2 protein-coding genes are annotated in these 1319 nt (G+C 39.3%); both read left to right on the top strand.

The features are described 5' to 3' along the window. Positions 1 to 81: 81 nt before the first annotated feature. Positions 82 to 369, top strand: a complete 288-nt coding sequence (locus FC07_RS05490) for a transposase (RefSeq protein ID WP_003688751.1) — start codon at positions 82 to 84, stop codon at positions 367 to 369. Between the two features lie 23 nt (positions 370 to 392). Further along, positions 393 to 1271: an IS3 family transposase gene (locus FC07_RS05485; protein WP_057904125.1), complete on the top strand. Its 879-nt coding sequence runs from the start codon at positions 393 to 395 to the stop codon at positions 1269 to 1271. Positions 1272 to 1319: the final 48 nt, after the last annotated feature.

Genomic DNA, 1319 nt, shown 5'->3' with positions numbered 1-1319 from the left:
TGGGCCTAGAATAAAAAGTGTACAAGTTAAATAGAGACTCTGATTTAGTATAATTAAGGAAGTAAATTGGAGGATCAAATAATGACGAAGCACAGTTATGACAAGGAATTTAAGGAACAGGCCGTTCAGTATTACTTAGATAACAAGGATCACATGACCATGAATGAAATAAGTAAGAATCTAGGTATTGGGGCTAGTACATTACATAAATGGATTAAGCTGTTTACTGAGACTGGGGAGTTTGGCCGTGGCTCTGGTAATTTTGCCAGCGATAAGGACAAGGAGATTGCACGACTAAAGCGTCAACTTCGTGACGCTGAAGGAGCGATCGAAGTGTTAAAAAAATCAATCGGGATTCTGAGCAAGTAACTACCGAAAAGGTATACCAAGAAATGGACGTTCAGCACGCTTTGGAATCCCACCCTTCCATCAATGGTATGTGTGATTATGTTGGAATCTCAAGAAGTGGTTACTATCAACGAGAAAAGCGTCATAATCACCAATCACCGCGAAAGCTTCGGAAGAAGTTTATTCAAGGTGAAATTAAAGCAATTTGGCTCAAAAGCCTTTGTATTTACGGTGCCGGCAAAATCAACCAAGAACTTCGCTCAAAAGGATATAAGATCGCTGAACGAACTGTTGGTAAGTATATGCGTGAACTTGGCATTCACGCCGTTTACCTAACCCCTTGGACGACTACCACTCGCAATTCTAAGTTTGATAAACAGCTAATAAATATTTTAGACGAGCAGTTCAATCCATTGCGACCAAACGCCGTTTGGTGCATTGACACCACTTATATTCCAGTTCATGACGGATTCGTTTATTTAACCAGTATTATGGACTTGTACTCCCGACGGATCATTGGTTGGGACTTATCTGAAACCTTGGAGGTATCGAATGTCATCCGACTTATTGAAAAGACTAAGCACAGTCGCCATATTAGCAAGCCATTAATCATGCACAGTGATCGTGGTAGTCAGTTTACGTCTGAAGCTTACAATCAAGTTACAGCTAACATGACATTAAGCTATTCAAAGAAAGCTTATCCTTGGGATAATGCCTGCATTGAGTCGTTTCATGCCTTGATTAAGCGTGAATGGATAAATCGGTTTAAAATCCATTCATACTCCGAAGCTAAACGACTAGTTTTTCAGTACATTGAAACGTTTTACAACACAGTTAGAATTCACAGTCACTGTGGATTCAAATCACCAAAGCAACTTGAAGATGAGTATCAAACTCAAATTCAAAATTTAGTCGTGGCATAGGACAAAAAAGTCTCTATTTAAATTGTCTATTTTATTGACAGGGGACCA

Origin of the sequence: Loigolactobacillus bifermentans DSM 20003 (assembly GCF_001434575.1) — a bacterium.
GTDB classification, from domain to species: domain Bacteria; phylum Bacillota; class Bacilli; order Lactobacillales; family Lactobacillaceae; genus Loigolactobacillus; species Loigolactobacillus bifermentans.
Note: the sequence above shows the minus strand (reverse complement) of the source record. Positions and strands in the feature narration are given on the sequence as shown.